The following is a 24,797-nucleotide window of genomic DNA, read 5'->3' as shown; positions in this document are numbered from 1 at the left end:
TTCCGCTTGTCACGCCCGGGAGGGCGGATTTTCGCGCGAACCAGGCGCTTGCGCCGCCGCGACACGTTCCGTACAGGTTCTCAACCCGCCGATCGCAGACAGCCCGCCCGACATGAATTTTGCCGATATCCTGCTTCTTGCCATTGCCGGCTTCGTCTCCGGCGCGGTCAATGCCGTGGCGGGCGGCGGCACGTTCCTAACTTTCGGGGCTCTGTCGGTCGCCGGCATTCCACCGATCGCCGCCAACGCTACCTCCTCCATCACCCAGTTCCCCGGCTATATCACGTCGACGCTTGCCTATTGGAGCGACATCAAGACGTTCTGGCGCGGCGCGCTGATGCTTTCATTGATTTCGGCTGTCGGCGCGCTGGCGGGCGCATTGATCCTGCTGGCGCTCTCCAATCCGTCTTTTCGCGCGCTGGTGCCCTGGCTGCTGATCGCCGCCACCGCGGTCTTCGCAGCGGGACCGTGGCTGAAGCCGAAACCGAAACCCGGCCAGCCGGCAGCGGTTGGCTCGGTGCCTGGCGCGGTCATCCAGTTCGTGACGGCCGTGTATGGGGGGTTCTTCGGCGCCGGAATGGGCGTGATGATGCTGGCTACGCTCGGCCTCACCCAGACCGGGAACTATCACCGGCTGAATGCGTTGAAGAACATGCTGTCGATCGTGATAGCGGCGGTCGCCATCGTCGTCTTCGTCTCCGGCGGCGTCGTGGCCTGGCCGCAGGCGATCGTCATGATCCCCGCGGTTGCGCTTGGGGGCTATGCCGGCGTGTGGATGGCCAAGCGCGTGCCGCAGCCGCTGCTGCGTGGGTTTGTCATCGCCGTAGGGCTGTTTTTGGCGGGGTATTATTTCTGGACGGGCTGAAGGCCGGCAATCAGATCCGGCCGCCGCTCTCTCGTCAGCTTTTCCGCCTGCTCGCGCCGCCAGGCGACTATCTTTGCATGATGGCCGGAGTTCAGCACGTCGGGGATCGGCACGCCCTCGAATTCCTGCGGCCGCGTGTAGTGCGGGTGTTCGAGCAAGCCGTTCTCGAAACTCTCCTCGTCACCCGACAGCGCGTTTCCCATCACACCCGGCAGCAGGCGCACCACCGCGTCGAGCAGCACGATCGCCGCCGGCTCGCCGCCCGACAGGATGAAATCGCCGACGGAAACTTCCTCCAGCCCGCGCAGGTCGATGAGGCGCTGGTCGACGCCCTCGAAGCGGCCGCACAGGATAACCGCGCCCGGCCCGGCGGCCAGCTCGCGCACGCGCGCCTGCGTCAGCGGTTTCCCGCGTGGGCTCATCAGCAGGCGCGGGCGGGGATCGCCCGGCGGCGATGCATGGTCGACGGCGCGCGCCAGCACGTCGGCGCGCATCACCATGCCGGCGCCGCCACCGGCCGGCGTGTCGTCGACGCTGCGGTGCCGGTCGGTGGCGAAGTCGCGGATCTGGATGGTTTCCAGCGTCCAGGCGCCTTCTATCAGGCCGCGCCCTGCGAGCGAAATACCGAGCGGTCCTGGGAACATCTCGGGATAAAGCGTCAGCACACTGGCGCGAAACGTCACCGGTTGCCTCCGGCATCTTTTGGCCCAGGCGGGCGGCGATCAAGATCGAGTTTGCCCTGACCGGCGGATTCGTCCGAAACCGGGCCGTCCTGTTCCTCGTCGGTCAGGCCGGCGGCCACGGTATCGATGCGGACGAAACCGCCTGCAACATCGACCACCGGCACTGCCGCCTGCGTGAATGGGATCAGCACACCCTTGGTCCCGGTATGTGCAATTTCGAGGATGTCACCTCCGCCGAAATTCTGCACCGAGGTCACGCGCCCGACCACCGTGTCGCTCTCGTCGCGGACCGCCAGACCGACCAGATCGGTATGATAGAATTCACCGTCCTCGACATCGTCCGGGAGCGCTGAGCGATCGACGAACAACTCCGTGCCGTTGAGCGCCTCGGCGGCGTTGCGGTCAGCAATACCCTTGAAGCGGACGACGACGACATTTCCAGCCGGCCTGATATCAAGAATCTCGAAGGACCGGCCATCCGCGGATTGCAACGGTCCGTAGTCGCCGAGCGCCAGCGGGTCGCCCGTAAAGGTCTTGACCCGCAACTCGCCGCGTATTCCATGCGCGGCGCCGATCACGGCCATCTGGACGGGGTTTTTCACGATCGCTTTCCCGGTTGCTGACCGGATGCTCTATCCTTGCCGCCCTTGCGTTTCAATCGCGGCCGCGTTCACGCCTTGCTAACCTCGGCGGCGCAAGCATTTTCGCGACCATCCGGATCGAACACATGCAGGAATTCCTCATCGCCGCCAAGCCCGACCTTCAGGCCGCGCGCGAAAACTGGCTGAAGATGCTGGCGAAGGAGCGCCGGCTATCCGCCTTGACCATGGACGCCTATGAGCGCGACACACGCCAATTCCTGCAATTCCTCACCGGCCATTGCGGCGGTGCGCCGGGCATAACCGACATCGCCAATCTGCGGCCTGCCGACTTGCGCGCCTATCTGGCGGCGCGGCGCAAGGACGGCGTTGGCGCCCGCACTCTCGGTCGCGGGCTCGCCGGGGTGCGGTCGATGCTGCGCTTCCTCGAGCGCAAGGGACTGGTCAATGCCGCAGGTGCTGCCGCGCTGCGCGCGCCGAGACAGCCAAAGTCCTTGCCGAAGCCGCTCACGGCCCCGGATGCACGGCGCGTCGTCTCCGCAGAGGAGCAACTCGCTGAGGAACCGTGGGTTGCGGCGCGCGACGCCGCCGTGCTGACTTTGCTCTACGGGTCCGGCCTGCGCATTTCCGAGGCGCTCGGCTTGCCGGCAAGCGCCCTGGCCGCGCCCGGCGAAAGTGTGCTGCGAGTCACCGGCAAGGGCGGCAAGACACGGCTGGTGCCCGTCCTGCCCGTCGCCCTGCAGGTGGTGGTGGAGTATCGCCGACTCTGTCCCTATCATCTCGATCCGAAGGCGCTGCTGTTCCGCGGAGCGCGCGGCGGGCCGCTCAATCCGGCGATCGTGCAGCGGGCGATGCGGAAAATGCGCAGCGCGCTGAACCTGCCGGACACCGCCACTCCGCATGCGCTGCGCCATTCCTTCGCCACCCATCTGCTCGGGCGGGGCGGCGACCTCCGCGTCATCCAGGAACTGCTCGGCCACGCAAGCCTGTCGACCACCCAGGTCTATACCGGCGTCGACACGGCGCGGCTGCTCGAAATCTATGACGCCGCGCATCCGCGGGCGTGAGGCCAATAGACGGTGTTTTCACGTGCTGCTTAACGGTTTGGCCGTTTTTGGCGGTTAGGATTCCTGGCATGAACCGTATGATCGCCATTGCCGACCGCGGCGCGCTGCCGTTGCTCAGGCTCATCGCAGCCATTAACATCTTGTTCCTGCTTGTCTTCGTTGCGATGTTGCTCGCGGCAACGGATATCGCGCGGGCCGAGCCTGTGGCCTGTACCGGCAAGGACATGCTGGCTGAGCTTCAGCAGAGCGATCCTTCGAAATACGCCGCGGTTGAAGCCGAGGCCGCGAAGGTCGAGAACGGCGAAGGGTTGCTCTGGAAGGTCGAGAAGACCGGCGTCGCGCCGTCCTTTCTGTTCGGCACCATGCATGTCACCGATCCGCGCGTGACCACGCTGACGCCGGCCGCGCAGGCGGCCTACGACGCAGCGGGCACCGTCGTCATCGAGACCACCGAAGTGCTGGACCAGCGGAAGATGATGGCTTCGATCATGCAGAAGCCCGACCTGATGATGTTCACCGACCAGACGACACTGGTGTCATTGCTGCCCGCCGGCGAGGTCGATTTCGTCAACAAGGCGCTGGAGGCGCGTGGCATCCCGCCCGCCAGCGTCGTCAGGATGAAGCCGTGGGTCATAACCACCATGCTCTCCCTGCCCGCCTGCGAACTGCAGCGAAAGGCTGGCGGCGCGCCGGTGCTCGACGCCAAGCTGGCGCAGGACGCGGTCGCCGGAGGCAAGAAGCTGGAAGGTCTGGAGACGGCGGTGGAGCAGCTTGAGGCGATGGCCTCGCTGCCGATGCAACTTCACGTCCAGGGCCTGGTCGATACGCTGAAGATCGGCGACCGCATGGACGACGTCATCGAGACGATGGTGGTTCTCTACACGCAAGGAAAGATCGGCACGGTCTGGCCGCTGTTCCGCGCGGTGCTGCCTTCCGGCGAGAACGACGTGATGTTCGAGAAGACGATGATCACCGCGCGCAACCACACGATGGCCAAACGGGCGGGGCCGATCCTTGACGCCGGCAGCGCCTTCATCGCCGTCGGCGCCATGCATCTGCCAGGGACGGAAGGTCTCGTCGAACTGCTCCGCAAGGCGGGCTACACGGTGTCGCGCGCCGACCTGAGTTAAGGCGTTTTCCGTTCACGCAAAGCGTGATTTGGTGACGGCTCATACGTTTGTTAGCGTCCGTATGTCGCCAACAGTCAAGAGGACCATGCGGATGACAAAACTTCTGCTGATCGCGGCCGGTCTCGTCCTTGCCATGTCCGGCGCCAATGCCTGCGAGTTCCAGCGGTCCGCCAAGGCGGCGGAGCTCGACAAGACGGTGGTGGCAAGCATCGCTGTTCCTCAGTCGGAACCGGTGATTGTGCCGGAAGCCTCTGTCCAGACGCCGCAACAGGCCGAACCGACGGCCGAATAGCACTCGGGTTTTTCAAGCCTTTCGATTGGTTCTTGCGCATGATCGCCGCGCGGTCATGCGCTAAATGTTTTGTTTCGCTGGCATTTCACCAAATATGCTGAAGCATTCGCCAGATAGCGGGTTTCGGCCGCTCCATAGATTGGCTTCGACAGCGACGCAGAAGGTGTCGTCGAAGGGTTGTGAAACCGAATCGGTTGTCGTGCGTTGTCCAGCCATCGAAACTGATGGAGGACTGTCATGGCCAACCCTGAACGCGTGGCGGATCCACGCTACAACGATCCGATCAATCCGGTGCCGCCGCTCGGCGCCGACCCTCTCGATCCTCGTCTGAACCCGGCGAATACACAGGATCCTTCCGTCGACAACCGCACCGTCGTCCAGGAACGCAGAAGCGGCAGCGGTGTATTGATCGCAGCAGTGGTGCTGGTTCTCGCTGTGATCGCCTATTTCGTCTTCGCGCCGGGCACCACGAATACTCCGGCGACGCCTGATCAACCCGCCGCCACTGAGCCTGCGGCGCCGGCTCCGGATGCTTCGGCTCCTGCCGCTACCGCACCGGCGACGCCTGCCCAGCCGGCACCTGACGCAGCAGCCCCTGCCACGCCTGCCCCGGATGCAACCGCTCCCGCAGCGCCTGCTCCGGACGCCACCGCTCCGGCGGCTCCGAATGCGACCGCTCCGGCCGAACCGGCTCCTGCCCCGGCTCAGCCTGCACCCGCGCAGCCGGCCCCGGCTCCCGCCCAGTGATCTGAAGGCTTCATCTCAAAGACGGACGGCCCGCTTCGGCGGGCCGTTTCGTTTGAGGAAGATCTACACAAACCCGCCTCAGTGTGAGCTATGAACGATGGCAAACCTGTCAGGAGGGGCCGCGTCGCGTGTCCTTCATGACGAGACGGAAACTTAGATGATCTCGCGCACGTCTGTCCTCGGATATCTATCGATGCTCCTCATCGCGGCGGCAGTTTGGTTTCTCGGCCCTCCTGCCCTGAGGTATGGAATAGGCTTTGCGACCGATAAATTTTACGATCCCCGGGAGGTGTGCGACTCCAATTTCGGCTGCGTTACGATCGTCAGCGAGAGCAAGCTTGCCCTTGATTCATACGTTAAGTCTTATTTCTTCATCGGGCGCTGGTTCAAGCTTCCCATTGTGAACCACAACTACGTTATGTTCGAAGACGGTGCGGATTTTTGCTTCGTCCATTCCGGCGACGGGCGTTACAAAATCTACTCGACCATGGAGCCGGTCGTGAACAATCTCGGGGCCTATGTGGAAGTCCATCCGCTGTCAGAATCACCGGGTCTTTGCCAGTATTAGCGATGGATGTCTGACGGCAGATGCCGTCAGACGCGACATTCCGAAGCCATCAAATATGGATCGGCTTGAACCAGGCAGCAAGCGCCGCTTCCTTGATCGCCTCCGACATGGTCGGGTGCGGGTGGCAGGTGCGGGCGAGGTCTTCCGCCGAGCCGCCGAACTCCATCAGCACCGTCGCCTCCTGGATCAGTTCGCCGGCACCGAAGCCGACGATGTGGCAGCCCAGCACCTTGTCAGTCGCCTTGTCGGCCAAAATCTTCACAAAACCGTCGGTGTGCAGCATGGCGCGGGCGCGGCCGTTGGCGGTGAAGGGAAATTTGCCGATCTTGTAGTCGATGCCGGCCTTCTTCAGCTCCTCCTCGGTCTTGCCGACCGAGGCGATCTCCGGGCTGGTATAGACGACGCTGGGGATCACGTCGTAGTTCACATGGCCCTTCTGGCCGGCAAGGATTTCCGCGACCGCGACGCCTTCGTCCTCGGCCTTGTGCGCCAGCATCGGGCCGGCGATGGCGTCGCCGATCGCGTAGATGCCTTGAACGTTCGTCTGGAAATGTCCGTCGGTCTTGACGCGGCCACGCTCATCCACTGCAACGCCGGCATCGGCGAGGCCCAGGCTGTCGGTATAGGGGCGCCGCCCGGTGGCGATCAGCACGGCGTCGGCCTCGATCGTCTCGGCATCGCCGCCCTTCACCGGTTCGAAGGTGACTTTCGCGCCCTTCTTGGTCTTTTCGACGCCCGTGACCTTGGAGCCGAGGCGGATGTCGAAACCCTGCTTGGCCAGCATGCGGGCGAACTGCTTTGCGACTTCGCCGTCCATGCCGCCGAGGATCGTGTCGAGATATTCGATCACCGTGACCTTCGAGCCGAGCCGGCCCCAGACCGAGCCGAGTTCCAGTCCGATGACGCCGCCGCCGACCACGATGAGATGGCCCGGCACCTTTGCCAAGTCGAGCGCGCCGGTGGACGACACGATCACCTTCTCGTCGATATCGACCTTGACGCCCGGTATGCCGGCGACATCCGATCCGGTGGCAATCACGATCGCCTTGGTTTCAAGCTCCTGCGTGCCGCCGTCCTCGGCGGTCACCAGAACCTTGCCGGTGGAAATGATCTTGCCGGTGCCGCGAATGCCGTCGATCTTGTTCTTCTTGAACAGGAAGGCGACGCCGTTGACATTGGCGGCGACAGTCGTGTCCTTGTGCTCCATCATCTTCTTCAGGTTCAGCTTCGGCTTGCCGACCTCGACGCCGAGCCCCTCCAGCCCATGATCGGCTTCGGCGAACATCTCGGAGGCATGCAGCAGCGCCTTGGAGGGAATGCAGCCGATGTTCAGGCAGGTGCCGCCATAGGTGGCCCGCTTCTCGACCACCGCGACCTTCAGCCCGAGCTGCGCCGCCTTGATGGCGCAGACATAACCCCCTGGGCCGCTTCCGATGATGACGACGTCATAAGCCATTTGTTGTTTCCCTATCGCGCGGTCGCCGGACGCCCGGCGTCAAACATATAATGTCGAATGCCCTTCTTTCACCGACGATGTCACTCCTGGCAACCGCTTAGCGCGAAAACGTCCCATGGAAGTTTTGCAAGGTTCGCGACAGCGGGGGCCGGCGAGAGGCGAAGAGAATGTTCCAGGTCGGAGAACACCAGCTTTTGCGGCGCATCCTGCCCCTCGGCGGGCAACAGGCCGATCATGCCCGAAGCGTCCGACGAGTAGATGACACCCTGCCACACGGTGCAGGCTTCCAGTTCCGGACCCGTCACATCTCCTACCGGGCATTTGTAGCTTAACATCCCGTTCGGCCGGCCGACGCCGTCGCTCCACATGACGATGCCGTCGAGCACGACATCGTCGATCAGCAGCCGGAAGGTGTTGGTCACGGTGGCGTTGCCGCCGGTCGGACGGAATTCAAGCGAGCCGGCGTCCTCGACATCGCGATAGGTGGAAAGCTCGAGCGGGCAGGCGGCGAGGGCAAGCGAAGGAATTGTCGCGATGCCACACGCGACAGCGAAACGTGCCATACGCGATACCCATCCTGCGAAAATCCAACCCGGCCTCATCCCGCCTTCACCAGTGGCGCGTTGAAGGCCCAGACATGACCAAACGGATCGCGGATCTTGCCGTAGCGCGCGCCCCAGAACTGGTCGCCGACCGGCATGGTCACCTCGGCGCCCGCGGCAACTGCACGTTTTATCGCGCGGTCAACATCTAGGGGGTAGGCGAGGTTGACGTTGATCGTCATCGCCGCGCCCCCACGCGACGGCGGCGACAGCACGTCGGGCGACAATTCCGGAAACTCGTCGTGCAACATGATTTCAGACCCGAACAGCGTAAGGTTGGCGTGCAGCACACGCTCGCCATCCTCGGCCATCTGCTGAAAAGTCTCGACCGCGCCGAACGCCTTTTCGTACCAGGAGATCGCCTGCTGCCCACCCTTGACGCAGAGATGCACCTGGATCGGCGGGGGTTCGAAAGCCATCGGCACCCTTCTGGCAAGACCCGGAGCGTCAAATGCTCCTCCTGTCGAATGTAGCCGACGCATTCCGAAACGGAAGACACAGTGTGAAGTGCGGGCCGGTCCAGTCCCAGTATGGCTTTTCGTTCCGAGCCGATATTCGGGCGCTTCCAGCCGCGCCGCTGGGTAGGGTCAAAAAACCAGCCTGGCCAGCATCAACAGCAGGCCGACGATCGACACCAGCCACACCAGCGTCCTGACCACCGGGATTCCAGCCGCATAGACGACGACGTAGACGACACGTGCGATAAGCCAGATCCAGGCGCCCGTCGCTCCGAGACCGCCCGCCTTGCCGGTGATGACGAGCACCAGCGCGAGCGCGACGAAGGCCGGATAGGTCTCCAGCAGGTTGCGCAAGGCCCGCCCGAGCCGGCCGGCGACGATGCTCCGCGAGACGCGGCCCTCGTCCCGTGGGCTGAATAGGTATTTTGGACCGAGATCATAGGTGGCGAAAGCCTGGGCCATCACCTGCACGAGAAGCAGCACGACGCTCCAAGTGAGAACCGTGATTTCGGTCGAGGCTGCCGCAGCTTCCATGCTCACATCCCCCTAGCTGCTTTCGCGTAGAATTCCGGAACTCTCGTTTGCGGAATGCCGGCCTTTTATCAAAGTGTACATAAGCGCGACCGCCAGCGCGAAAGTGCTTAGCGCTGCAAGTCCAAACCCATTGTCCAGTAGACAAGGCGGCCCAGAAAACTCCAGTCCGAACTGTCACCAAAAATCGAAAGGTGATGGGTTCCAATCAAGGCCGTCACGAACGCTCCACCTGCGCAAAGCGCGGACGTGACAAGCAAGGTCACGACCCAGCGTGTAAACAGACCCCGTGCCAGTCCGGTGATCACAAATCCAGCACCAGCCGTTCCGGGTCCTCCAGGCTTTCCTTGACCCGCACCAGGAAGGTCACCGCCTCCTTGCCGTCGACGATGCGGTGGTCGTAGGAGAGCGCCAGATACATCATCGGGCGGATGACGATCTGGCCGCCGACCACCACCGGCCGGTCCTGGATCTTGTGCATGCCGAGAATTCCGGACTGCGGCGCGTTTAGGATCGGCGTCGACATCAGCGAGCCGTAGACGCCGCCGTTGGAGATGGTGAAGGTGCCGCCCTGCATATCGGCGACCGTGAGTTTTCCGTCGCGCGCCGCCAGGCCGAGCCGGCCGATCTCCTTCTCGATCTCGGCGATCGACATCTTGTCGGCGTCGCGCACCACCGGCACGACGAGGCCTTTTTCGGTGCCGACGGCGACGCCGACATGGGCAAAGTTCTTGTAGATGATGTCGGTGCCGTCGATCTCGGCGTTGACCGCCGGGATTTCCTTCAGCGCATGCGTCACCGCCTTGGTGAAGAAGCCCATGAAGCCCAGCTTCACGCCGTGCTTCTTCTCGAACACGTCCTTGTATTTGGTGCGAAGGTCCATCACCGCCTTCATATCCACCTCGTTGAAGGTGGTGAGCATGGCGGCAGTCGATTGCGCTTCCTTCAGCCGCCGCGCGATGGTCTGGCGCAGTTTTGTCATGCGCACGCGCTCCTCGCGGCCTTCGTCGGCGGGCGAAGACGGCGCGCGGGCAGCGGCAGGGATGGAAACCGGTGCGGTCGGCACCTTGGGCGTTTCCACCGGCTGCGATGGTGCGCCCTTGGCGATGGCTTCCAGCACGTCGCCCTTCAGCACCTGGCCGCGTTTGCCGGAACCAGCAACCTGATCGGCCGACAGATTATTCTCAGCGAGAAGTTTTGCGGCCGACGGCGCCGGCGGCATGTCACGTTTCTCGACCGGCCCTTCGCCGGCAATCGCGGCGGTCTTGGCCGCCGCTTCCTTGGTCGTCGAAGCTCCAGCCGCGCCAGCGGCCTGCGCCACCGCCTCCGGTTTGGTGGGCGCGGCTTTGGGTTCCTCGGCCTTGGCAGTAGGCTTCGCGCCCGCGCCGTCTGAGATCGAACCCAGCAGCGCGCCGACGCCAACCGTCTCGCCATCCTTGGCGGCGATTTCCGAAAGCGTGCCGGCGGCGGGCGACGGCACTTCGATGGTCACCTTGTCGGTTTCCAGCTCAAGCAAAGGCTCGTCGGCATTGACGGCATCGCCGATCTTCTTGAACCACTTGCCGATCGTCGCTTCGGAGACGGATTCGCCGAGAGTGGGAACGCGGATTTCGCTGGCCATTTGGTTCCTGCCCGTTGGTGCCTTTGGGTTCTATTCGCCGAGGGCGTCGTCGAGGAAAGCCTGCAACTGCGCCAGATGCTTCGACATCATGCCGGTCGCCGGCGAGGCGGATGCGGGCCGCCCGGTATAGCGCACGCGCTGGTGCTTTGCGTCGATATGCGCAAGCACCCATTCCAGATAGGGATCGATGAAAGCCCAGGCGCCCATGTTCTTCGGCTCCTCCTGGCACCACACCATCTCCGCGCCGCGGAAGCGCGAAAGCTCGTTGATCAGCGCCTTGGCCGGGAACGGGTAGAGCTGTTCGACGCGCAGCAGGTAGACGTCGTTGATGCCGCGCTTCTCGCGCTCCTCCAGCAGGTCGTAGTAGACCTTGCCCGAGCACATGACGACGCGGCGGATCTTCGAATCCTTCACCAGCCGCACCAGATCGGCGCCGGCCCCCTGCGACTGCGCGTCGTCCCACAGCAGGCGGTGGAAGGCACTTTCGCCCGACATTTCCGACAGCGTCGACACCGCCCGCTTGTGGCGCAGCAGCGATTTTGGCGTCATCAGGATCAGCGGCTTGCGGAAGTCGCGCTTGAGCTGGCGGCGCAGGATGTGAAAATAGTTGGACGGCGTCGTGATGTTGGCGACCTGCATGTTGTCCTCAGCGCAAAGCTGGAGGAAACGCTCCAGCCTGGCGGAGGAATGTTCCGGTCCCTGGCCCTCGTAGCCATGCGGCAGCAGGCAGACGAGGCCCGACATGCGCAGCCACTTGCGCTCGCCAGACGAGATGAACTGGTCGAACACCACCTGCGCGCCATTGGCGAAGTCGCCGAACTGCGCCTCCCACAAAGTCAGCGCCTTCGGCTCGGCGAGCGAATAGCCGTATTCAAATCCGAGAACGGCCTCTTCCGACAGCATGGAGTTGATGACCTCGTAGCCAGCCTGCGCCGGCGAGAGGTTGTTCAGAGGGATATAGCGGGTCTCGTCGCGCTGGTCGTAGAGAACCGAATGGCGCTGCGAGAAGGTGCCGCGTTCCGAATCCTGGCCGGACAGCCGGATCGGGTTGCCGTCGAGCAGGATCGCGCCGAAAGCCAGCGCCTCGGCGGTCGACCAGTCGATGCCTTCGCCGGAATCGATCATCTTGCGGCGCGTCTCGAGGAAGCGCGAGATCGTCTTGTGAGCCTCGAAATCCTTTGGCGTCTCGGTCAGCTTGCGACCGATCTCCTTCAGCGTCTTCAGCGGCACGGCGGTCTTGCCGCGGCGCAGCTCGTCCTGGCTGTCGGCGGTGCGCAGACCCGACCAGGCGCCGTCCAGCCAGTCGGCCTTGTTCGGCTTATAGGCCTGGCCAGATTCGAATTCGACTTCCAGCTTGGCGCGCCAGTCGGCCTTCATCTTGTCGAAGTCGGCCTGGGTGATCAGGCCCCCGGCGATCAGCTTGTCGCCATAGATCTGCAGCGTCGTCTTGTGGCCGCGGATGGTGCGGTACATGATCGGCTGGGTGAAGGCCGGTTCGTCACCCTCATTGTGGCCGAAACGGCGGTAGCAGAACATGTCCACCACCACCGGCTTCTGGAACCGCATGCGGAATTCGGTCGCGACCTTGGCCGCGTAGACCACCGCCTCCGGGTCGTCGCCGTTGACGTGGAAAATCGGCGCCTCGATCATCTTGGCCACATCAGACGGGTAGGGCGACGAGCGCGAGAAGCGCGGATTGGTGGTGAAGCCGATCTGGTTGTTGATGATGAAATGCAGCGTGCCGGCGACCCGGTGCCCCTTCAGTCCGGACAGGCCGAGGCACTCGGCGATGACGCCCTGGCCGGCAAACGCCGCATCGCCATGCAGCAGCAGCGGCAGCACTTTTGCACGCTCCTCGAGCGGCACGATCTCCTCGCGGGTACGGCCGTAGAGCTGGTCCTGCTTGGCGCGCGCCTTGCCCATCACGACGGGATCGACGATCTCCAGATGTGAGGGATTGGCGGTCAGCGACAGATGCACCTTGTTGCCGTCGAACTCGCGGTCCGACGAGGCGCCAAGGTGGTACTTCACGTCGCCCGAGCCCTCGACGTCGTCAGGCGCGTAGGAGCCGCCCTTGAATTCGTGGAAGACCGCGCGGTGCGGCTTGGCCATGACGTTGGTCAGCACATTGAGGCGGCCGCGATGCGCCATGCCGAGCACGATCTCCTTCATGCCCAGCGAGCCGCCACGCTTGATGATCTGTTCCAGCGCCGGGATCAGCGACTCGCCGCCGTCGAGGCCGAAGCGTTTGGTGCCCTTGTACTTGACGTCGATGAACTGCTCAAAACCCTCGGCTTCGATCAGCTTCTGCAGGATGGCCTTCTTGCCCTCCTTGGTGAAGCTGATTTCCTTGTCGGCGCCCTCGATGCGCGCCTGGATCCAGGCCTTCTCCTCGGGGTCCGATATGTGCATGAACTCGACGCCGAGCGTCGAGCAGTAGGTGCGCGTCAGGATCTCCAGCATCTGCCGGATGGTCGCGGATTCCAGCCCCAAGACGTTGTCGAGGAAGATTTTTCGGTCGTAATCCGCCTCTGTGAAACCATAGGAAGTCGGCGACAGCTCGTTGTAGTCCTCGATCGGCTTGGCGAGGTGCAGCGGATCGAGATCGGCGTGCAGATGGCCGCGCATGCGGTAGGCGCGGATCATCATGATGGCGCGCACCGAATCGCGCGTCGCCTGATGCACCTCGTCGTCGGTCATCATGTGACCGTTGGCGACAGCCTTGTCCTTGACCTTCTTCTCGATGACCTTTTCGATCACGCCCCAATTGCCGTCGAGCGCCGAGACCAGTTCGCCATTGGCGGCGATTGGCCAGCTTGCCTTGGCCCAAGATGCGCCCTTGGCGTTCTTGCGGACGTCGCCGGCGTCGTCCTTCAGCGCGCCGAAGAAGTCGCGCCATTCCGGCGCCACCGATTGCGGGTCGTCCTCGTAGGACGCCTGCAACTGCTCGATATAATCGGCGTTGCCGCCATAGAGGAACGAAGTGACCGAGAATTGGTCGTTGGCCTGATCTTGTCGTGCCATCTGCCTTTTCGGAGTTTTGGCTCCGTCTCCTTTTACGAGCGAATAGGGAGTAGCGAATAGCGAATAGGGGAAGATGGGTGCCGTGCCCGTTTCGCTTTCGTCCCTATTCGCTACTCCCTATTCGCTATTCGCTCTCTCAACTCTTAATCGCTTCCACCAGCGTCTTGCCCAGCCTTGCCGGCGAAGGCGAAACCTTGATGCCGGCCGATTCCATTGCTGCGATCTTGTCCTCGGCGCCGCCTTTGCCGCCAGAGATCACCGCGCCGGCATGGCCCATGGTGCGGCCGGGAGGGGCGGTGCGGCCGGCGATGAAACCCGCCATTGGTTTCTTGCGGCCGCGCTTCGCCTCGTCCTTGAGGAACTGCGCTGCGTCCTCTTCGGCCGAGCCGCCGATCTCGCCGATCATGATGATCGATTTCGTCTCGTCGTCGGCCAGGAACATTTCGAGGATGTCGATGAACTCCGTGCCTTTCACCGGATCGCCGCCGATGCCGACGGCCGTCGACTGGCCAAGGCCTTCATTCGTGGTCTGAAACACAGCCTCATAGGTAAGCGTTCCCGAGCGCGAGACAACGCCCACCGAACCCTTGCGGAAGATGTTGCCGGGCATGATGCCGATCTTGCATTCGTCCGGCGTGACGATGCCGGGGCAATTCGGCCCGATCAGCCGCGACTTCGACTTGTCGAGTTTCGCCTTGACCTTGACCATGTCCATCACCGGAATGCCCTCGGTGATGCAGACGATCAGCAGAATTTCAGCCTCGATTGCCTCGATGATCGCCGCAGCTGCGCCCGCCGGCGGCACATAGACGACCGAGGCGTTGGCGCCGGTCTTCTCCTTGCCCTCGGCGACCGTGGCATAGATCGGCAGCGAAACGCTGCCGTCCCAGTAGGTGCCACCCTTCTTGGGGTTGATGCCGCCAACCATTTTCGTGCCGTGATAGGCTAGCGCCTGCTCGGTGTGGAACGAACCAGTGTTGCCGGTCAGGCCCTGCACCAGGATTTTTGTGTTCTTGTCGATCAGGATGGACATCGAGTCTCCTAAAGCCGCTTCAATTCGGTGACCGTCAGGTCGCTCTTGGCATTTCCGGTATTCAAGGTCGTCGCCGGTTCGAACATCAGCACCACCGGCTCCTCGGTCAGCGAGCGCGGCCGGTGCTCGACGCCGCGCGGCACGACGATGAAGTCGCCCTCGCCGAGTTCCACCGGCCCGTCGCGAAAATCGATGGCTATTTTCCCGCGTAGCACCAGGAATGCCTCGTCTTCTTTCTCATGCGCATGCCAGTCGAAACTCTTGCCGAATTTTGCCACCTTGGCCTGGCTGTCGTTCACGTCGCCGGCAATATGCGGATCGAAGACTCTTTCGATCTTCTGATCGGCTGCTGCGACGAGGTTGATCTTGCGTGGCGGCACTATGCAGACCTCCGGTCCCTAAAATGAGCATCCGCTTTTCGTTGGTCGCCGATCGCATGCTCAAGAAAAGCATCCGGAGCGAATTCCAGAGTGTTTTCTTCGGCGTACATCCAGCGTCTCATTTTCATCGCTTCGTTGAATGGGCTCTTGCCGGTTCCAATCACGACATACCACTTCTCTCCGGCCTCGCTGGACGCAGTGCGAAGCCAGAAGTGGCGACTGTCTTCTGTCCTTTCTGCGACGATTTCACCTACCTTGTAGCTCATCGGCGGTGCGCTCAAATGCCAATGATAGTGACAAGATTTAAGGTATTCTTCGATTTCGGCGTCAGAAAATGGGCATTCTCCAATAATCCAATCAAGGCTCGGAACCTCTTGCTCCCAATGTATCGGGAAGCCACCCACTTGGCCGGCTCCTTCAGCCCTTGACCGCCGCCACGATCTTCTTGGCCGCGTCGTCGAGATCGTCCGCCGAGGTCACGTTGAGGCCGCTCTCGTTGATGATCTTCTTGCCGAGCTCGGCATTGGTGCCTTCCAGCCGCACCACCAGCGGCACTTTCAGCCCGACTTCCTTGACCGCGGCGATCACACCCTCGGCGATGATGTCGCACTTCATGATGCCGCCAAAAATGTTGATCAGGATGCCCTTCACCGCTGGGTCTTTTGTGATGATCTTGAAGGCCGCCGTGACCTTTTCCTTGCTAGCGCCGCCGCCGACGTCGAGGAAGTTGGCCGGCTCGGCGCCGTAAAGCTTGATGATGTCCATGGTGGCCATCGCCAGTCCGGCGCCGTTGACCATGCAGCCGATATTGCCGTCGAGCGCGACATAGGCGAGGTCGTATTTCGACGCCTCGATCTCCTTCTCGTCCTCCTCGGTGGTGTCGCGCAGTTCGACGACCTCCGGATGACGGAAGAGCGCGTTGTTGTCGAACGACACTTTTGCGTCGAGCACGCGCAGCCGGCCGTTCTTCATGACGATCAGCGGGTTGACCTCGAGCAGGCTCATGTCCTTCTCGACGAAGGCGTTGTAGAGCGTTGGGAAAACCGTCTCGCCATCCTTCGCCGCGTCGCCGTCGAGCCCGTAGGCGGCATTGATCTTCTTCACGTCATCGGCGGTCACGCCCTCGTCAGGATCGATCGCCAGCGTGATGATTTTTTCCGGCGTGTCGTGGGCTACGCCCTCGATATCCATGCCGCCTTCGGTCGAGACGACGAAGGCGATCTTGCCGACCGAGCGGTCGACCAGCAGCGACAGATAAAGCTCGCGATCGATGTCGGCGCCGTCCTCGATGTAGAGACGGTTGACCTGCTTGCCGGCAGGGCCGGTCTGCTTGGTCACCAGCGTGTGGCCGAGCATCTCGTTGACGTTGGTCACCACGTCGGCCACCGACTTCGCCAGCCGCACACCGCCCTTGGCGTCAGGCGACAATTCCTTGAATTTTCCCTTGCCGCGCCCGCCGGCATGGATCTGGCTCTTCACCACATAGAGCGGGCCGGGCAGGGCCTTCGCCGCTGCCTCAGCCTCGCTGGCCTTGAGGATCGCGACCCCGTCGGCAACCGGCAGGCCAAAACTCTTCAGAAGCTGCTTGCCCTGGTATTCGTGGATGTTCATGGCTGGCCTCTCGCTTGCTTGCGGGCTCGGTTACTTCAGGCTGGGCGCGATGGTGACGCAGGCGTCGCAAAGCCCCTTCACCGCCGCCACCGACTTCTCGAACATCGACTTCTCGGCGTCATCGAAGGCGATCTCGACAATGCGTTCTGCGCCACCTGCACCAATCACCACTGGTACGCCGACATACATGTCCTTCACGCCATACTGGCCGTCGAGATAGGCGGCGCAGGGCAGCACGCGCTTCTTGTCTTTCAGATAGCTCTCGGCCATGGCGACCGCCGACGCCGCCGGCGCGTAATAGGCCGAGCCGGTCTTGAGCAGGCCGACAATCTCGCCGCCACCCTTGCGGGTGCGCTCGACGATGGCGTCCAACTTCTCTTGCGTGGTCCAGCCCATCTTGACGAGGTCGGGCAGCGGCACGCCGGCCACGTTGGAATAGCGGGTCAGCGGCACCATGTCGTCGCCATGGCCGCCCAGCGTCATGGCATGCACGTCCTCGACCGAGACCTTGAATTCCTCGGCCAGGAAATAGCGGAAGCGGGCCGAGTCCAGCACGCCGGCCATGCCGATCACGTGGCTCTTGGGCAGGCCCGAGAATTTCTGCAGCGCCCACACCATGGCGTCGAGCGGGTTGGTGATGCAGATGACGAAGGCGTTCGGCGCATATTTGGCGATACCGGCGCCCACCTGCTCCATGACCTTGAGGTTGATGCCGAGCAGGTCGTCGCGGCTCATGCCGGGCTTGCGCGGCACGCCGGCAGTGACGATGCAGACGTCGGCGCCCTCGATGCCGGCATAGTCGTTGACGCCGACATAACGGGCGTCGACCCCCTCGACCGGCGTGGATTCGGCGATATCAAGGCCCTTGCCCTGCGGGATGCCTTCGGCGATGTCGAAAAGGACGACGTCGCCCAGTTCCTTGAGCCCGATCAGATGGGCGAGCGTGCCGCCGATCATTCCGGAGCCGATGAGGGCTATCTTGCTACGTGCCATTCGGAAGGAATCCCTGTCTTTGAACTGTCGCGGAGAGCGCGCTAGAAGTTGGAGACGGGCCTGGAGAAAGCCCGGGACATCGCCGCTGCAATAGACCTGACGGCTGTCATTTTCAACCGATTATTTTTGGCTCAATAGTTTCAATCGGTTAGATTGATTGGTGTTTACGTAAACGTCAAAATGCAAATGTAATGCCGTATGTAGAACCTGCCATTCGGACCATCATCCGGCGCGCGACCATGTCGGCCCAGAGACGCTATTCCGCTATACCCCTGGATTGGCGCGGAGGTTCCAAAGCCGCTCGGCCCGTTCGATTATGTCATCACGCCACGCGAGCTTGGCGAGCCAGTCCTGAGGAATTCCACTGAGTCCATAACGAGCGCCGGCGATCTGGCCAGTCACTGCGCCGACCGTGTCAGCATCGTCGCCGAGATTGGCGGCCAGCAATACAGCCTCCCGGAAATCGGAGGTGGTCGCCACGCACCAGCGCGCGGCGTCGAGCGTCGCCGGAGCATGGCCGGAACTCTCGATTTCACCGCGCCGCTTGTAGCGCAGATCGGAGACAGACTCCGGCAGAACGCCGGTCTCGATAAGGTCCCACAGCGTCTCCGCCAGTTCAGCACAGCAGCGGTCCGGCACCGGAGCGGCATGCGTCGTCCTGCCTTGGGCCAGTGCCAGTTCGCGGGCGTCGGTGCGGCTGGTTGCGCAAAGCACCACTGGAGCCAGCCGCATGATCGACCCATTGGCCTGCATATGCTTTTCGGCATTGTTGACCAGCGAGCCGTCCCGTTGGAACGCGCCGAGCGCGCGGCGCGTGGCGTTGCCGATGTCGAAACACTCGCCGGTCACTGAGTTTTCGCCGAACTCGAACCATCTCCAAAAGCTGGCGAGCAGATGCTTGGCGTCAACACGGCCTTCCTTGGCAATCAGGGAGTCGGCAAGGCAGAGCGCCATGGACGTGTCGTCGGTCCATTCGCCGGGCTTGAGATGGAATGGACCGCCGCCGATCATGTCGGTGATCGGTTCGAAACTGTTCCGAGTCTTGAATTCCAGCGTGGTGCCGACAGCGTCGCCAACCGCCAAGCCAACAAATGCGCCGATCGCCCTGTCGCGCCGGTCGTCGCTGCGACTTGCCTCCGGCTGGCTCACGAGGCGGCGGCCTGAACGCCGGCTGCAGCGTGCCTTTCCGTCCACTCCCTTTGCCAGTCCGCGCTCTGCATCTCGATCAGCCGCGAAACCGTGCGGTCGAACTCGAACACCTCGACGCCGGTTTTCCCGGCGTAAAGCTTGTCGGGCGGGGCGGCGGCACTGGCGACCACCCGGACATGGCGGTCATAGAGCGTGTCGATCAGGAGGATCAGGCGCTTAGCTTCGTTGCGCCGGCCGTCGGCCAATACCGGGATATGGTCGATGAACAGCGTCGAATAGCGCGAGGCGATGGCGAGATAGTCGCGCGCGCCGAGCGGTTTTTCACAAAGATCGGCGAAGGAGAAGCGCGCCGCGTCGCCGCTGGCGGCAGGCACCACGATCTCGCGGCCCTTCAGCGCGATGGCTTCGGGCGTGGCGCGGCGCCCATGCGTGACAGCCGCCCAGGCCTCGTCCATCTGCCGGTCGGCCTGCGGCCCGAGCGGCGTGACATAGACCGGCAGGCGGTTGAGTTTTTCCATCCGGTAGTCGGTATCGGAATCGAGAGCGAGCACGTCGGCGTGGCGCTTCAGAATTTCGACGAACGGCAGGAAAAGCGCCCGGTTCAGTCCGTCGCGATAAAGATCGTCGGGCGCGACGTTCGACGTGACGACCAGCACGACACCGTTGGAAAACAATGCCGAGAACAATCGTGACAAGATCATCGCGTCGGCGATGTCGGTGACCGTGAATTCGTCGAAGCACAGAAGCTGCGTCTCCTCGGCGATCGCCTTTGCGACCGGCGGGATCGGATCGTCCTCCTTGACGGTTCCCTCCTTGCGCGCCTGCCGGTGCTTCTGGATGCGGTCATGGGCCTCGGTCATGAAGTCGTTGAAATGGACCCGCCGCTTGCGCCGCATCGGCACCAGCTCGAAGAACATGTCCATCAGCATGGTCTTGCCGCGGCCGACCCCGCCATGGATGTAGAGACCCTTGACCGCCGACGCTTCCGGCTTCTTGGCGAACAGCCAGCCGAGCGCGCTGGATTTGCGGGCGAGCCGTTTCGCACCAAGCGCGTCGAGCAAGCGGTCAAGCGCCCGCACGACGTTTTCCTGCGCGGGATCGCGGCTGACCACGCCAGTCGCGACCAGATGGTCGTAGCGCTGGCGAACGGTGGCGTGCGGCTGAAGGCCGTCGCGAAGATGCATGGAAGCGCCGGGAGCGGCGATCAGCGGCTGAAGGAGATCGGCACACCGCTTTCTGTCTGGCCGTCGAACTTTTCGGCGCCCGAGGAGTAGAGCCGCGCCATCACCGCGCCGTTCTCGTCATAGAGCGACAACTGCTTGCCGGCGACGTTCCACGACTTCACGCCGTCGACCGGGGCCGGGCAGCGCAGCGGGCCCGCGCGGAAACCTGCGCCGAACTTGGTCTGCGAAGTGGCGATCTTGCAGCTCTGGCCGGAAACCGCGACGTTCCAGACGCCGCCCACCGTCGAAGGCGTCAGGTCCGGGGCGTTGGCGGGCGGGGCCGCGGGAGCAGCCGCCACGTCAGCCGGATTGGGCGTCGGCGCGGTCGGGAAGGCGGCGGGGTTGGCGGGGGCCGGAGGCGGCAATTTGTTGGAAGTCACGGGACCGGAAGGCGCGGCAGGCAAAGGCTCGGGCCGTTCTTCCACGGAAGAGAAGCGCGAGCTCTGGCAACCGCTCACCGCCAGCGCCGCGATCGCCGCGAGCAGGATGCCCGTCCTCGAAAATACCATTCCCGACCTCCTGCGGATTACCGACGCGTCACCGGACCACATCAACAGCTTTGCTGAAGCCATAATAGGGCAAAATTTCAACCGCTCTTGGTTAAGATACGGTTTCCGGCGAGAAACGTTGCAATTATGTCGCGGTTTGTATGCCACTAGGCCGGCAGCGCGGCGCTCGGCACGAAGATATAGCCGTGCGGACCGACGATGTGACATTCGCGGATGCCATGCGGCTTGTCCAGCGATCCGGCCAGCACGGTATGGCCCGCGAGCCGCGCCCGCGCCTCGATCTCGTCCGGGTCGGCGCCGTAGAGCCTGATCTCCATGCCAAGCCCACGCAGTTCGACGCCATCAACGACGCCGGTCATGGCGTGGTCGAGATAGGTGTGGTCGGCGTGCAGCATGAATACCGAACCGAGCAGTTCGACCACCGCGAAATCCGCGTCGGAATAGACGATTCTTGCGCCGAGGATATCGCGGCAGAATGCCTCCATGTCAGCCACCTCCGGCACCAGCAGGTTCAGGCCGACGCCGCGCGGCAGTGAGCGGCCGAAGGTATCGGCGTCCATCCAGGCTTTCCCAACGCGCTTCTTCATGTTTTCCTCCCGCGGTCCCTGCAATCATAGACGCGACAGGCGTCCGCGATAATGCGCCAGAAACCGTTCGCCGGTTCTCCAGCGACGTTTCATCTCCTATGTTTCCGCGATGAGAAAGCGGCAAAGCACCCAACGAACATTGCGGGCGGGCGGCGAGGCTGAGCCGGCCGCACCCGGTACGGGGCGGTCGAATCCCTACTATGACGGCCCGCCGAGCGATCATTTCGACGGAAAACTGTTCTTCAATCCCGGCGGTGTTCCGCCTGCCAGTTTTCGCGACCTGCTGCGGTGGCAGACTGGCGGCGGCCGGTCGAAATGGCCGTCGCATTGGCCGAGCCCGCATCCCCTGGCCCGGCCGGAAGCGCGGGTGCAGGCGAGCGGGTTGCGTCTGACCATGGTCGGCCATTCCACCCTGCTCATCCAGACGGCTGGCCTCAATATACTGACCGATCCCGTATGGTCGGAGCGCGTCTCGCCGCTGTCCTTCGCCGGGCCAAAACGCGTCAACCCGCCGGGCATCGCCTTCGACGACCTGCCGCCGATCGACGTCGCGCTGGTCAGCCACAACCACTACGACCATTTCGACCTCGCGACGCTGAAGCGGCTGCAGGCGCGGCACGACCCGCTGTTCGTCACGCCGCTCGGAAACGACATGCTGATCCGCGCCGCCATGCCGGGCGCACGGATCAGCGTGCACGACTGGGACGAGAACGTCGAAGTCATGGCCGGTGCCGTCGTCCATATCGAGCCGGTGCATCACTGGTCGGCGCGCGGCACGCGAGACCGCCGCATGGCGCTGTGGTGCGGCTTCGTCATCGAAACCTCGGCGGGAAAGATATTCTTCGCAGGTGATACCGGCTTTCATGACGGTGCTCCCTACCAGCGCGTGGCCGAGCGGCATGGCGCGCTGCGCCTTGCAATCCTGCCGATCGGCGCCTACGAGCCGCGCTGGTTCATGGAGCCGCAGCACCAGGATCCAGACGAGGCAGTACGCGGTATGCTGCTCTCAGGCGCATCCTTTGCCGTCGGCTGTCATTGGGGCACGTTCCACCTCACCAACGAGCCGATCGACGAGCCGCGCCAACGGCTCTTTTCGGCGCTCGCCACGCAAGGCATCGCGCGGGAAAGATTCCGGCCGATGCTGCCGGGCGAGGTCTGGGACGTGCCGGAGATCGGCTAGCCGGCTCTATGTTCTACCCGGAACGAAGCGCCGTCCTCCAACGTTTCGGTGCTGGCGATGCTCTCATGATCAAATGGATTCTCATTCTTCTGGTGATCGCGGCGGCAGCCAGCCTGCTCGGCTTTCCCCGACTGGCCGGCGCGGCCGCGACAGGCGCCCAGGTGCTGATCGCCATCGTGCTGATCCTGTTCCTGCTGGTCATCCTCGGTGTCTTGGCGATCACCTGACAGGTGAGTCCTCGCCCGACATCGCCGTATCGCTGCGCACTGGTAATTCCCGCGCCTTTCCGCCATATAGCCTCGCATGAACGCGCGCGCGCCCTTCGCCAAGATGAACGGGCTCGGCAACGAGATCATCGTTGCCGACATGCGTTCGCGCGCCGATCGCGTTTCGCCGGCCGCCGCTCTTGCGCTTGATGCCGATCCGGCAACGAAGTTCGACCAGATCATGGCGATCCACGATGCCCACACGCCGGGCACCGACTGGTTCGTTGACATCCTGAATTCGGACGGGTCGAAGGCACAGGCCTGTGGCAACGGCATGCGCTGCGTCGTCCAGGCGCTGGCCGCCGAGACCGGCCGGAAGGTTTTCACCTTCGAGACCGTCGCCGGCATCTTGAACGCCGAGGAACATGCCGACGGCACGATCTCCGTCGATATGGGAAAGCCGCGCTTTGGCTGGCAGGATATCCCTTTAGCCGAGGAATTCGCCGATACCCGCGCCATCGAGCTGCAGATCGGCCCGATCGATGCGCCTGTCCTGCATTCGCCCTCCGTATTGTCGATGGGCAACCCGCACGCTGTCTTCTGGGTGGACCGCGACGTCTGGTCCTATGAACTCGACCGCTTCGGCCCGCTACTCGAAAACCATCCAATGTTTCCCGAGCGCGCCAACATCACCATCGCGCAGGTGACTGGCCGCGACCAACTGACGATCCGCACATGGGAGCGTGGTGCGGGCCTGACCAAGGCCTGCGGCTCGGCTGCCTGTGCTTCCGCCGTCGCTGCCGCAAGGACAGGGCGCACCGGCCGCACTGTTGCGATCATCGCTCCCGGAGGCCCGCTCACAGTTGAATGGCGCCCTGGTGACCATGTCGTGCTAGCCGGTCCGGCCGAGTGGGAATTTTCAGGTCGTTTTGATCCGGCCACCGGGGCCTGGGTGCGCGATACGCAAGAGAGCGCCGCCTGATGGCGCCGCTGTCCAAGGCGATCGACGTCGTCACCTTCGGCTGCCGCATGAACACCTACGAATCCGAGGTGATGCGGCGAGAGGCGGAAGCTGCAGGACTGGCCGGGCTGCAAGGCGGCGCCGTCATCTTCAACACCTGCGCCGTCACTGGCGAGGCCGTGCGCCAGGCCCGCCAGGCCATCCGCAAGGCGCGCCGCGACAATCCGCAAGCGCGCATCATCGTCACCGGCTGCGCCGCGCAGACCGAGCCGGAAACCTTCGCCGGCATGGACGAGGTCGACCTCGTGCTCGGCAACGAGGAAAAGCTTCACAGCCACAATTACCGCGCCCTGCCGGATTTCGGCGTCAACGATTTCGAGAAGGCGCGTGTCAACGACATCTTCTCAGTGCGCGAGACGGCCGGGCACATGGTCGACGCCATCGAGGGCCGGGCGCGGGCCTTCGTGCAGGTGCAGAACGGCTGCGACCATCGCTGTACCTTCTGTATCATCCCTTATGGCCGGGGCAATTCGCGTTCCGTACCGATGGGCGCGGTGATCGATCAGGTGAAGCGCCTCGTCGGCAACGGTTATGCCGAAGTGGTGCTGACTGGCGTCGACATGACCAGTTTCGGAGCCGACCTGCCTAGCGCGCCGAAGCTGGGACGTCTGGTCAAGACCGTTCTGCGCCAGGTACCGGACCTGCAGCGGCTGCGGTTGTCTTCGATCGACTCGATCGAGGCCGATCCCGAACTGGTCGAGGCGATCGCCACCGAACGCAGGCTGATGCCGCATCTGCACCTCTCGCTGCAGGCCGGCGACGACATGATTTTGAAGCGCATGAAGCGCCGCCACCTGCGCAACGATTCCATTCAGTTCTGCGCCGAAATCCGCGCTATTCGCCCCGATATAGTCTTCGGCGCCGACATCATCGCGGGCTTCCCGACCGAGACCGAGGCGATGTTCGACAACTCGCTGAAAATCATCGAGGAATGCGGCCTGACGCATCTCCACGTCTTCCCGTTCAGCCCGCGCAAAGGCACGCCGGCGGCGCGCATGCCGCAGGTCGACGGCGCGACGGTCAAGACGCGCGCGGCGCGGCTCAGGGCAGCCGGAGACGCCGCATATCGGCGGCATCTTGCCTCGCTGACCGGAACGCATCAGTCGATACTTGTCGAGCGCGAAGGCTTGGGCCGTACCGAGGGTTTTACGAAGGCGGCAATCGGTTTTGGCAGGCCGGGCGAGATCGTCTCGGCTGATATAGCCGGACATGACAGCGAACGGCTGATTGCGGCGCCCGCCGCCACGGCACAGGCGGCCTGA

Annotated in this window: 27 protein-coding genes; 10 read left to right on the top strand and 17 right to left on the bottom strand. The window is 63.4% G+C overall.

The window, feature by feature from the left end; translation table 11 throughout:
• Positions 1 to 112: 112 nt before the first annotated feature.
• Complete coding sequence (locus tag ACH196_RS17740; protein WP_396648241.1) at positions 113 to 865, top strand: sulfite exporter TauE/SafE family protein; 753 nt, start codon at positions 113 to 115, stop codon at positions 863 to 865.
• Here ACH196_RS17740 and trmD read toward each other — a convergent pair.
• Positions 847 to 1,548, bottom strand: coding sequence for a tRNA (guanosine(37)-N1)-methyltransferase TrmD (trmD, locus tag ACH196_RS17735; protein ID WP_396648240.1), 702 nt, complete (start codon positions 1,546 to 1,548; stop codon positions 847 to 849). The genes ACH196_RS17740 and trmD overlap by 19 nt on opposite strands.
• Positions 1,545 to 2,132 carry a ribosome maturation factor RimM gene (gene rimM, locus ACH196_RS17730; protein ID WP_396648311.1) on the bottom strand — a complete coding sequence of 196 codons (588 nt, stop codon included), beginning with the start codon at positions 2,130 to 2,132 and terminating at the stop codon, positions 1,545 to 1,547. Before rimM ends, trmD begins: the two co-directional genes overlap by 4 nt.
• A gap of 143 nt (positions 2,133 to 2,275) precedes the next feature.
• Between rimM and ACH196_RS17725 the strand changes: the two genes are divergently transcribed.
• The 5 genes from ACH196_RS17725 to ACH196_RS17705 all read left to right on the top strand — a co-directional run bounded on the left by ACH196_RS17725 (position 2,276) and on the right by ACH196_RS17705 (position 5,951).
• Positions 2,276 to 3,214: a tyrosine recombinase XerC gene (locus ACH196_RS17725; RefSeq protein WP_396648239.1), complete on the top strand. Its 939-nt coding sequence runs from the start codon at positions 2,276 to 2,278 to the stop codon at positions 3,212 to 3,214.
• Between the two features lie 68 nt (positions 3,215 to 3,282).
• Positions 3,283 to 4,344, top strand: a complete 1,062-nt coding sequence (locus ACH196_RS17720) for a TraB/GumN family protein (RefSeq protein WP_396648238.1) — start codon at positions 3,283 to 3,285, stop codon at positions 4,342 to 4,344.
• 91 nt (positions 4,345 to 4,435) lie between these two features.
• On the top strand, positions 4,436 to 4,636 hold the full coding sequence (locus ACH196_RS17715; protein WP_396648237.1) for a hypothetical protein: 201 nt from the start codon (positions 4,436 to 4,438) through the stop codon (positions 4,634 to 4,636).
• A 237-nt stretch (positions 4,637 to 4,873) separates the two neighbouring features.
• The gene (locus ACH196_RS17710; RefSeq protein ID WP_396648236.1) at positions 4,874 to 5,383 is read left to right on the top strand and encodes a hypothetical protein; all 510 of its coding nucleotides are present in this window, start codon (positions 4,874 to 4,876) and stop codon (positions 5,381 to 5,383) included.
• A 157-nt stretch (positions 5,384 to 5,540) separates the two neighbouring features.
• Positions 5,541 to 5,951 carry a hypothetical protein gene (locus tag ACH196_RS17705; RefSeq protein WP_396648235.1) on the top strand — a complete coding sequence of 137 codons (411 nt, stop codon included), beginning with the start codon at positions 5,541 to 5,543 and terminating at the stop codon, positions 5,949 to 5,951.
• A gap of 49 nt (positions 5,952 to 6,000) precedes the next feature.
• Here the strand turns inward: ACH196_RS17705 and lpdA are convergent, their stop codons facing one another.
• The 15 genes from lpdA to ACH196_RS17630 all read right to left on the bottom strand — a co-directional run bounded on the left by lpdA (position 6,001) and on the right by ACH196_RS17630 (position 21,128).
• The gene (lpdA, locus tag ACH196_RS17700; RefSeq protein ID WP_396648234.1) at positions 6,001 to 7,407 is read right to left on the bottom strand and encodes a dihydrolipoyl dehydrogenase; all 1,407 of its coding nucleotides are present in this window, start codon (positions 7,405 to 7,407) and stop codon (positions 6,001 to 6,003) included.
• An 80-nt stretch (positions 7,408 to 7,487) separates the two neighbouring features.
• On the bottom strand, positions 7,488 to 7,970 hold the full coding sequence (locus ACH196_RS17695; protein ID WP_396648233.1) for a hypothetical protein: 483 nt from the start codon (positions 7,968 to 7,970) through the stop codon (positions 7,488 to 7,490).
• Positions 7,971 to 8,005: 35 nt separating this feature from the next.
• Positions 8,006 to 8,428 (bottom strand): VOC family protein, encoded by a 423-nt coding sequence (locus ACH196_RS17690; protein WP_396648232.1) that lies wholly within the window; start codon positions 8,426 to 8,428, stop codon positions 8,006 to 8,008.
• 168 nt (positions 8,429 to 8,596) lie between these two features.
• Positions 8,597 to 9,001: an MAPEG family protein gene (locus tag ACH196_RS17685; RefSeq protein ID WP_396648231.1), complete on the bottom strand. Its 405-nt coding sequence runs from the start codon at positions 8,999 to 9,001 to the stop codon at positions 8,597 to 8,599.
• 301 nt (positions 9,002 to 9,302) lie between these two features.
• Positions 9,303 to 10,619: a 2-oxoglutarate dehydrogenase complex dihydrolipoyllysine-residue succinyltransferase gene (gene odhB / locus ACH196_RS17680; RefSeq protein WP_396648230.1), complete on the bottom strand. Its 1,317-nt coding sequence runs from the start codon at positions 10,617 to 10,619 to the stop codon at positions 9,303 to 9,305.
• Positions 10,620 to 10,649: 30 nt separating this feature from the next.
• Entirely contained in the window at positions 10,650 to 13,643 is a 2,994-nt protein-coding gene (locus ACH196_RS17675; RefSeq protein ID WP_396648229.1) for a 2-oxoglutarate dehydrogenase E1 component, read from the bottom strand.
• A gap of 136 nt (positions 13,644 to 13,779) precedes the next feature.
• On the bottom strand, positions 13,780 to 14,676 hold the full coding sequence (gene sucD, locus ACH196_RS17670; RefSeq protein WP_396648228.1) for a succinate--CoA ligase subunit alpha: 897 nt from the start codon (positions 14,674 to 14,676) through the stop codon (positions 13,780 to 13,782).
• An 8-nt stretch (positions 14,677 to 14,684) separates the two neighbouring features.
• Entirely contained in the window at positions 14,685 to 15,056 is a 372-nt protein-coding gene (locus tag ACH196_RS17665) for a cupin domain-containing protein (protein ID WP_396648227.1), read from the bottom strand.
• Positions 15,056 to 15,460 (bottom strand): hypothetical protein, encoded by a 405-nt coding sequence (locus ACH196_RS17660; RefSeq protein ID WP_396648226.1) that lies wholly within the window; start codon positions 15,458 to 15,460, stop codon positions 15,056 to 15,058. Before ACH196_RS17660 ends, ACH196_RS17665 begins: the two co-directional genes overlap by 1 nt.
• A 13-nt stretch (positions 15,461 to 15,473) precedes the next feature.
• Positions 15,474 to 16,667: an ADP-forming succinate--CoA ligase subunit beta gene (gene sucC, locus ACH196_RS17655; RefSeq protein ID WP_396648225.1), complete on the bottom strand. Its 1,194-nt coding sequence runs from the start codon at positions 16,665 to 16,667 to the stop codon at positions 15,474 to 15,476.
• A gap of 30 nt (positions 16,668 to 16,697) precedes the next feature.
• Positions 16,698 to 17,660: a malate dehydrogenase gene (gene mdh / locus ACH196_RS17650; RefSeq protein WP_396648224.1), complete on the bottom strand. Its 963-nt coding sequence runs from the start codon at positions 17,658 to 17,660 to the stop codon at positions 16,698 to 16,700.
• Positions 17,661 to 17,924: 264 nt separating this feature from the next.
• A complete protein-coding gene (locus ACH196_RS17645) occupies positions 17,925 to 18,809 on the bottom strand; it encodes an ADP-ribosylglycohydrolase family protein (protein WP_396648223.1) in 885 nt (294 codons plus the stop codon).
• Positions 18,806 to 19,993 (bottom strand): cell division protein ZapE, encoded by a 1,188-nt coding sequence (gene zapE, locus ACH196_RS17640; protein ID WP_396648222.1) that lies wholly within the window; start codon positions 19,991 to 19,993, stop codon positions 18,806 to 18,808. Before zapE ends, ACH196_RS17645 begins: the two co-directional genes overlap by 4 nt.
• Positions 19,994 to 20,013: 20 nt before the next feature.
• A complete protein-coding gene (locus tag ACH196_RS17635; RefSeq protein WP_396648221.1) occupies positions 20,014 to 20,541 on the bottom strand; it encodes an AprI/Inh family metalloprotease inhibitor in 528 nt (175 codons plus the stop codon).
• 146 nt (positions 20,542 to 20,687) lie between these two features.
• Positions 20,688 to 21,128 carry a hypothetical protein gene (locus ACH196_RS17630; RefSeq protein ID WP_396648220.1) on the bottom strand — a complete coding sequence of 147 codons (441 nt, stop codon included), beginning with the start codon at positions 21,126 to 21,128 and terminating at the stop codon, positions 20,688 to 20,690.
• A gap of 109 nt (positions 21,129 to 21,237) precedes the next feature.
• On the opposite strand from ACH196_RS17630, the gene ACH196_RS17625 reads away from it, so the two are divergent.
• From ACH196_RS17625 to mtaB, 4 genes are all read left to right on the top strand, one after another.
• Positions 21,238 to 22,308: an MBL fold metallo-hydrolase gene (locus ACH196_RS17625; RefSeq protein ID WP_396648219.1), complete on the top strand. Its 1,071-nt coding sequence runs from the start codon at positions 21,238 to 21,240 to the stop codon at positions 22,306 to 22,308.
• 65 nt (positions 22,309 to 22,373) lie between these two features.
• Entirely contained in the window at positions 22,374 to 22,535 is a 162-nt protein-coding gene (locus ACH196_RS17620; protein WP_396648218.1) for a DUF1328 family protein, read from the top strand.
• Between the two features lie 76 nt (positions 22,536 to 22,611).
• The gene (gene dapF, locus ACH196_RS17615) at positions 22,612 to 23,496 is read left to right on the top strand and encodes a diaminopimelate epimerase (protein WP_396648217.1); all 885 of its coding nucleotides are present in this window, start codon (positions 22,612 to 22,614) and stop codon (positions 23,494 to 23,496) included.
• A complete protein-coding gene (gene mtaB / locus ACH196_RS17610; RefSeq protein ID WP_396648216.1) occupies positions 23,496 to 24,797 on the top strand; it encodes a tRNA (N(6)-L-threonylcarbamoyladenosine(37)-C(2))-methylthiotransferase MtaB in 1,302 nt (433 codons plus the stop codon). Before dapF ends, mtaB begins: the two co-directional genes overlap by 1 nt.

Origin of the sequence: Mesorhizobium sp. IMUNJ 23232 (assembly GCF_044326205.1) — a bacterium.
GTDB lineage: Bacteria > Pseudomonadota > Alphaproteobacteria > Rhizobiales > Rhizobiaceae > Kumtagia.
This window is presented reverse-complemented; position numbering and strand designations above follow the sequence as displayed.

What these genes read in the sequence shown, in the direction of transcription:
- ACH196_RS17740 (WP_396648241.1), top strand. Translation starts at nt 113, where the DNA reads ATGAATTTTGCCGATATCCTGCTTCTTGCCATTGCCGGCTTCGTCTCC.
- rimM (WP_396648311.1), bottom strand. Translation starts at nt 2,132, where the DNA reads ATGGCCGTGATCGGCGCCGCGCATGGAATACGCGGCGAGTTGCGGGTC.
- ACH196_RS17725 (WP_396648239.1), top strand. Translation starts at nt 2,276, where the DNA reads ATGCAGGAATTCCTCATCGCCGCCAAGCCCGACCTTCAGGCCGCGCGC.
- ACH196_RS17720 (WP_396648238.1), top strand. Translation starts at nt 3,283, where the DNA reads ATGAACCGTATGATCGCCATTGCCGACCGCGGCGCGCTGCCGTTGCTC.
- ACH196_RS17715 (WP_396648237.1), top strand. Translation starts at nt 4,436, where the DNA reads ATGACAAAACTTCTGCTGATCGCGGCCGGTCTCGTCCTTGCCATGTCC.
- ACH196_RS17710 (WP_396648236.1), top strand. Translation starts at nt 4,874, where the DNA reads ATGGCCAACCCTGAACGCGTGGCGGATCCACGCTACAACGATCCGATC.
- ACH196_RS17705 (WP_396648235.1), top strand. Translation starts at nt 5,541, where the DNA reads ATGATCTCGCGCACGTCTGTCCTCGGATATCTATCGATGCTCCTCATC.
- lpdA (WP_396648234.1), bottom strand. Translation starts at nt 7,407, where the DNA reads ATGGCTTATGACGTCGTCATCATCGGAAGCGGCCCAGGGGGTTATGTC.
- ACH196_RS17695 (WP_396648233.1), bottom strand. Translation starts at nt 7,970, where the DNA reads ATGGCACGTTTCGCTGTCGCGTGTGGCATCGCGACAATTCCTTCGCTT.
- ACH196_RS17690 (WP_396648232.1), bottom strand. Translation starts at nt 8,428, where the DNA reads ATGGCTTTCGAACCCCCGCCGATCCAGGTGCATCTCTGCGTCAAGGGT.
- ACH196_RS17685 (WP_396648231.1), bottom strand. Translation starts at nt 9,001, where the DNA reads ATGGAAGCTGCGGCAGCCTCGACCGAAATCACGGTTCTCACTTGGAGC.
- odhB (WP_396648230.1), bottom strand. Translation starts at nt 10,619, where the DNA reads ATGGCCAGCGAAATCCGCGTTCCCACTCTCGGCGAATCCGTCTCCGAA.
- ACH196_RS17675 (WP_396648229.1), bottom strand. Translation starts at nt 13,643, where the DNA reads ATGGCACGACAAGATCAGGCCAACGACCAATTCTCGGTCACTTCGTTC.
- sucD (WP_396648228.1), bottom strand. Translation starts at nt 14,676, where the DNA reads ATGTCCATCCTGATCGACAAGAACACAAAAATCCTGGTGCAGGGCCTG.
- sucC (WP_396648225.1), bottom strand. Translation starts at nt 16,667, where the DNA reads ATGAACATCCACGAATACCAGGGCAAGCAGCTTCTGAAGAGTTTTGGC.
- mdh (WP_396648224.1), bottom strand. Translation starts at nt 17,660, where the DNA reads ATGGCACGTAGCAAGATAGCCCTCATCGGCTCCGGAATGATCGGCGGC.
- zapE (WP_396648222.1), bottom strand. Translation starts at nt 19,993, where the DNA reads ATGCATCTTCGCGACGGCCTTCAGCCGCACGCCACCGTTCGCCAGCGC.
- ACH196_RS17635 (WP_396648221.1), bottom strand. Translation starts at nt 20,541, where the DNA reads ATGGTATTTTCGAGGACGGGCATCCTGCTCGCGGCGATCGCGGCGCTG.
- ACH196_RS17630 (WP_396648220.1), bottom strand. Translation starts at nt 21,128, where the DNA reads ATGAAGAAGCGCGTTGGGAAAGCCTGGATGGACGCCGATACCTTCGGC.
- ACH196_RS17625 (WP_396648219.1), top strand. Translation starts at nt 21,238, where the DNA reads ATGAGAAAGCGGCAAAGCACCCAACGAACATTGCGGGCGGGCGGCGAG.
- ACH196_RS17620 (WP_396648218.1), top strand. Translation starts at nt 22,374, where the DNA reads ATGATCAAATGGATTCTCATTCTTCTGGTGATCGCGGCGGCAGCCAGC.
- dapF (WP_396648217.1), top strand. Translation starts at nt 22,612, where the DNA reads ATGAACGCGCGCGCGCCCTTCGCCAAGATGAACGGGCTCGGCAACGAG.
- mtaB (WP_396648216.1), top strand. Translation starts at nt 23,496, where the DNA reads ATGGCGCCGCTGTCCAAGGCGATCGACGTCGTCACCTTCGGCTGCCGC.